The organism is Porticoccus sp. (genome assembly GCA_023261185.1).
Taxonomy (GTDB): Bacteria; Pseudomonadota; Gammaproteobacteria; order Pseudomonadales; family Porticoccaceae; genus Porticoccus; species Porticoccus litoralis.
Genome location: JALRJN010000032.1, coordinates 1 through 3829 on the forward strand (window position 1 = coordinate 1; position 3829 = coordinate 3829).

Consider the following 3829-nt stretch of genomic DNA (forward strand, 5'->3'; position numbering starts at 1 on the left):
GGCAGCTCGAAGTCGTAATCACTCAGTCTGGAAAGGGCGTTGGATGCATTTGCGCTCATGGGGCGCAAGTATAAAGGGTACAGAGCCAAACTCACGTGTATAATGCCGTTCGCGTGCCTCGGTGGTGAAATTGGTAGACGCGCCGGACTCAAAATCCGGTTCCGAAAGGAGTGTCGGTTCGATTCCGACCCGAGGCACCATAATTTTAGAAGCCCTTTTGAGGCGGTGCAGTTATGAAACTCTGCGCTAAAGCCACCCGGTGGTTGTTTTTAATATCAGGCTTGCTGGGTTTATCACAAAGTTTTGCTCAAACACTATCGGAACCAACAGGCCCGGTATTGGCCCTTGCCATGAGTAATACGTTAGCCTTCACGCCGAATATGCTTGCGCTGGATTCGGAAACCTATGGCAATTGGTCTGTGCAGGGTGTGGCAAGTGGAATTACTCTGCGCCAGACTAATCCCGTGTCGTCGAATAGTAGCGATTATTCGGGTTTCTCGAATGCACAGATGATTGTGCAGAAAACCAGTGGTCCGGTCCAATTTCTGGCTCAAACGGGCCTATATGCCATGCCTGCGCTCGGAGTACCGTTCATGCGAGCACAACCAACAACGGAGTCCTACTACAACTACTTGCCACAGGCCTATGTGTCGTTGACGCCCAACGAGAATTGGTCGCTATCTGTTGGCAAAATGGCAGCGCTCGGTGGCGGCGAGTCGGCATTCACCTTCCAGAACATGAATATTCAGCGTGGGTTGCTCTGGAGTCAGACCAACGTGATTACTCAGGGAATGCAGTTGAACTTTGCTGAAGGCGTTTTCTCCGCGTCATTGGCCTGGAATAACGGTGCCTATTCTGATGTGTATAACTGGTTAGGTAGCTCATTCGGCCTTAAAACTGGTGATAACAGTAATCTGACAGTCAGTTGGACAGGCTCCATGTCGGGCAATGCCCAAAACACAACGGCAACCCCTCTGTTGCAGAACAACTCTCAGATTGCGAATCTGATCTACCAGTACCAGACGGATCGCTGGAGTGTGATGCCTTACATGCAGTACACCTACGTCCCGATGAATATGGCCATCGGTATTAATGGACAATCGCAGACTTTAGGCTTTGCATTGTTATCTGTCTATCACGTGACCCCGTTACAGAACGGGGGAGAGCCTAAATTCCATGTGTCGATACCTACCCGTTTTGAATATCAGTCGAGCTACGGAAACAGTAACCTTGCGAGTAATTCCGCTGGTTTGATGTATGGGCCAGGCAGTGCCGCATGGTCGGGCACGTTAACCCCGACTGTGCAGTGGGGAAAAGTTTTCGCCCGAGGTGAGCTGAGCTACGTTAAAGCGTTTAATCCGCTCCAGGGTGCAGCATTTGGTTCCAACGGTATGAATAATAATCAGACGCGAGTAATGATAGAGGCAGGTGTGCTGTACTAACCAACAAATATCATGAGTTTGTCGATTGAGATTCGTGAATCCCGCGGTGTGCGCACCCTACATTTCGGCTCTGACTGGGTACAGGGTGCGATGCGGGTCAGCCGTCCATGGGACCTGGAGCTGGCCTATACCCGCGAGATGATGGCCGCATTGATCCTGTCGCCGACCTGGCCTTCGATGCCCTTGAGTATTTTGCAGATCGGGTTGGGCGCAGGTTCGTTGACACGTTTTATTCATCGCTACCTGCCTGAAGCACGCCAGATAGTCGTTGAGTTATCGCCGGCTGTGGTTGGGGCGGCACGACAGATGTTCCAGCTGCCACCACCCTCGGAGCGATTGAATGTGGTGATCGCAGATGGCGCCCAATGGGTTGTTCAGGCAGCGCAGACGTTTGATCTGATCCTGGTCGATGGCTTTGATGCAGATAGTAAAACTGGTGATCTGGAGACGCTTGGTTTCTATCAACACTGCCGGAGTCTGTTGAAGCCCTCTGGTGTACTGGTGGCGAACCTGCTGAGCCGCAGTTCAGGTTTTCTGGAGGCCTGCCTCACACTTACAACGGCATTTGATGGCCGGATCCGATTATTGCCACAAACACCCGGCGGCAATGTGATTGCACTGACGTCCGTGCAAGATACTGTATCTCTGGATGAGAGTGCACTCCGTACCCGTGCGCTACTGTTGGCAGAGTCCTGCAACCTTGATTTGCGGGGCCTGGTTGAGCGCATGATCTCTGAAGCGCCCGGGCTGCCTTTCGGTATTACCAGCTGATCGGCTCGGTTGCGCTGATGCAGCGTTCCATCAGCTGAACCATCGGTGCGGCCCGCTGTGAGAAGCGGATTAGAACGGGCGCATTCTCATCTTCTTCTGTGTTGAGGTCTTCTGGCCAGATGACCGGATTGGAAGCCTTATCTGCTTCAATTGCCGCTTTGAGGCGCGCCATATAAGCAGGCAGTTGCGCCGTAGTCATTTCTCCCTGGATGGGCAGATCGAGTGTTTCCAGCAGTGTCTGGGCGTTCTCGCCAAACATGATGACGCTGCCCTGGGTAGGCGATTGGAATTTGATGAGGCTCATGACTTGGGTGTTTCGGGCTTTTTGATTTCAGCCTTGACTTTGATCGTTTCTTCAATAGACATGAAGTCCGGAATATCGATATGTTCGCGTTGAAGTATGGCTTCAATCTTTGATGCGTGTTTAACCAGCCAGGCTCTCCGGAATAGTGTGGACATATTAATCATCGTCGAGGTCGCAAGCGCAATGGCAAAAAGCCCGGACAGTGCAATGATAATGGCGATGAATTTCCAGCCCGTGGGCATGACTTCTGTGACGATGCCCATGGTGGTATAGCAGCTACCTGCAAACATAATCGCTTCCAAGGGATCTTTGATCAGCGATAAGCCATAGAGAGCGATACCCCAGAAAATGATGACCATGATCTGGACAATCATGAGATAGGTAATTGCCAGAAAATAATAGTGGAAGACGCCATTCGGATTATTTCTATTGAGACAGGCGCGGCCTCTAATTTCGAAATTGATGGCGATCCGGCGCAAAAAGAATACGTTGATCCACAAGGCCAAGAAAAGACCGATGATGGCAAGCGGTAAGTTCTTGAAGAAGGGTAAAAGTTCAAGTGTATGTGCGCTCGTCAATGTTTCCATATTTTCTGGCTCTTTATGAAGTGGTTGCTTCAGGCAGTTTCTGCCGTCATGCCGCAGTGACGCAGCAGTGCGTCGACCTGCGGATCTCGGCCGCGGAAAGCACGGAAAGACTCGATGGCCGGTCGGGAGCCGCCGACAGCGAGGATTTCTTTGAGGAATCGGGCGCCGGTGTCCGGGTCGACCGGATCACCGCTTTCTTCAAAAGCTGCGAATGCATCGGCGGATAGAACCTCGGCCCACTTATAACTGTAGTAGCCCGCTGCATAGCCGCCAGCAAAGATGTGCGAGAAGCTATTCGGGAAGCGGTGCCAGGCGGGTGGAAGAATGACAGCGACCTCCTCGCGTACCTTGGCTAGGGTCTCGAGCACGGGTGTGCTGCAGGTGGGATCGCTATGGATGAGAAGGTCGAACAGCGCAAATTCCAGCTGGCGTAATGTGAAGAGTCCACTCTGGAAGTTCTTGGCGGCAAGCATCTTGTCATAAAGGGCACGTGGCAGCGGCGCTCCGGTATCGACGTGGGCGGTCATATCCTGCAGTACCGACCATTCCCAGCAGAAGTTCTCCATAAACTGTGATGGCAGCTCGACGGCATCCCATTCCACGCCATGAATACCGGAGACAGCTATGTCTTCAATCTGCGTGAGCAGGTGGTGCAGGCCGTGGCCAGTTTCGTGGAACAGTGTGATGACGTCATCGTGCGAGAATGTAGCGGGCTTGTCACCGAC

The 3829-nt window shown here is 52.4% G+C and carries 5 protein-coding genes and 1 tRNA gene; 3 read left to right on the plus strand and 3 right to left on the minus strand.

Going from position 1 to position 3829, the window contains the following annotated elements; genetic code table 11:
• Positions 1 to 115: 115 nt before the first annotated feature.
• The 3 genes from ACYZYZ_RS02490 (at position 116) to ACYZYZ_RS02500 (ending at position 2213) form a co-directional block, all read left to right on the plus strand.
• Positions 116 to 200: transfer RNA gene (locus tag ACYZYZ_RS02490), tRNA-Leu, on the plus strand.
• 33 nt (positions 201 to 233) lie between these two features.
• Positions 234 to 1442 carry an outer membrane beta-barrel protein gene (locus tag ACYZYZ_RS02495; protein ID WP_461483126.1) on the plus strand — a complete coding sequence of 403 codons (1209 nt, stop codon included), beginning with the start codon at positions 234 to 236 and terminating at the stop codon, positions 1440 to 1442.
• A 12-nt stretch (positions 1443 to 1454) separates the two neighbouring features.
• Positions 1455 to 2213, plus strand: coding sequence for a spermine/spermidine synthase domain-containing protein (locus ACYZYZ_RS02500; RefSeq protein WP_461483127.1), 759 nt, complete (start codon positions 1455 to 1457; stop codon positions 2211 to 2213).
• On the opposite strand, the gene ACYZYZ_RS02505 is transcribed toward ACYZYZ_RS02500, so the two are convergent.
• From ACYZYZ_RS02505 to ACYZYZ_RS02515, 3 genes are all read right to left on the minus strand, one after another.
• The gene (locus ACYZYZ_RS02505) at positions 2203 to 2517 is read right to left on the minus strand and encodes a DUF1840 domain-containing protein (RefSeq protein ID WP_461483128.1); all 315 of its coding nucleotides are present in this window, start codon (positions 2515 to 2517) and stop codon (positions 2203 to 2205) included. The genes ACYZYZ_RS02500 and ACYZYZ_RS02505 overlap by 11 nt on opposite strands.
• Complete coding sequence (locus tag ACYZYZ_RS02510; RefSeq protein ID WP_461483129.1) at positions 2514 to 3104, minus strand: hypothetical protein; 591 nt, start codon at positions 3102 to 3104, stop codon at positions 2514 to 2516. The genes ACYZYZ_RS02505 and ACYZYZ_RS02510 overlap by 4 nt, the downstream gene beginning before the upstream one ends.
• Before the next feature lie 29 nt (positions 3105 to 3133).
• Positions 3134 to 3829 (minus strand): M3 family metallopeptidase (locus tag ACYZYZ_RS02515; protein ID WP_461483130.1); only part of this gene is annotated, 696 nt, incomplete at its 5' end.

Excerpts from the sequence above, each read along its gene's own strand:
- ACYZYZ_RS02505 (WP_461483128.1), bottom strand. The coding sequence starts at position 2,517 with ATGAGCCTCATCAAATTCCAATCGCCTACCCAGGGCAGCGTCATCATG.
- ACYZYZ_RS02510 (WP_461483129.1), bottom strand. The coding sequence starts at position 3,104 with ATGGAAACATTGACGAGCGCACATACACTTGAACTTTTACCCTTCTTC.
- ACYZYZ_RS02500 (WP_461483127.1), top strand. The coding sequence starts at position 1,455 with ATGAGTTTGTCGATTGAGATTCGTGAATCCCGCGGTGTGCGCACCCTA.
- ACYZYZ_RS02495 (WP_461483126.1), top strand. The coding sequence starts at position 234 with ATGAAACTCTGCGCTAAAGCCACCCGGTGGTTGTTTTTAATATCAGGC.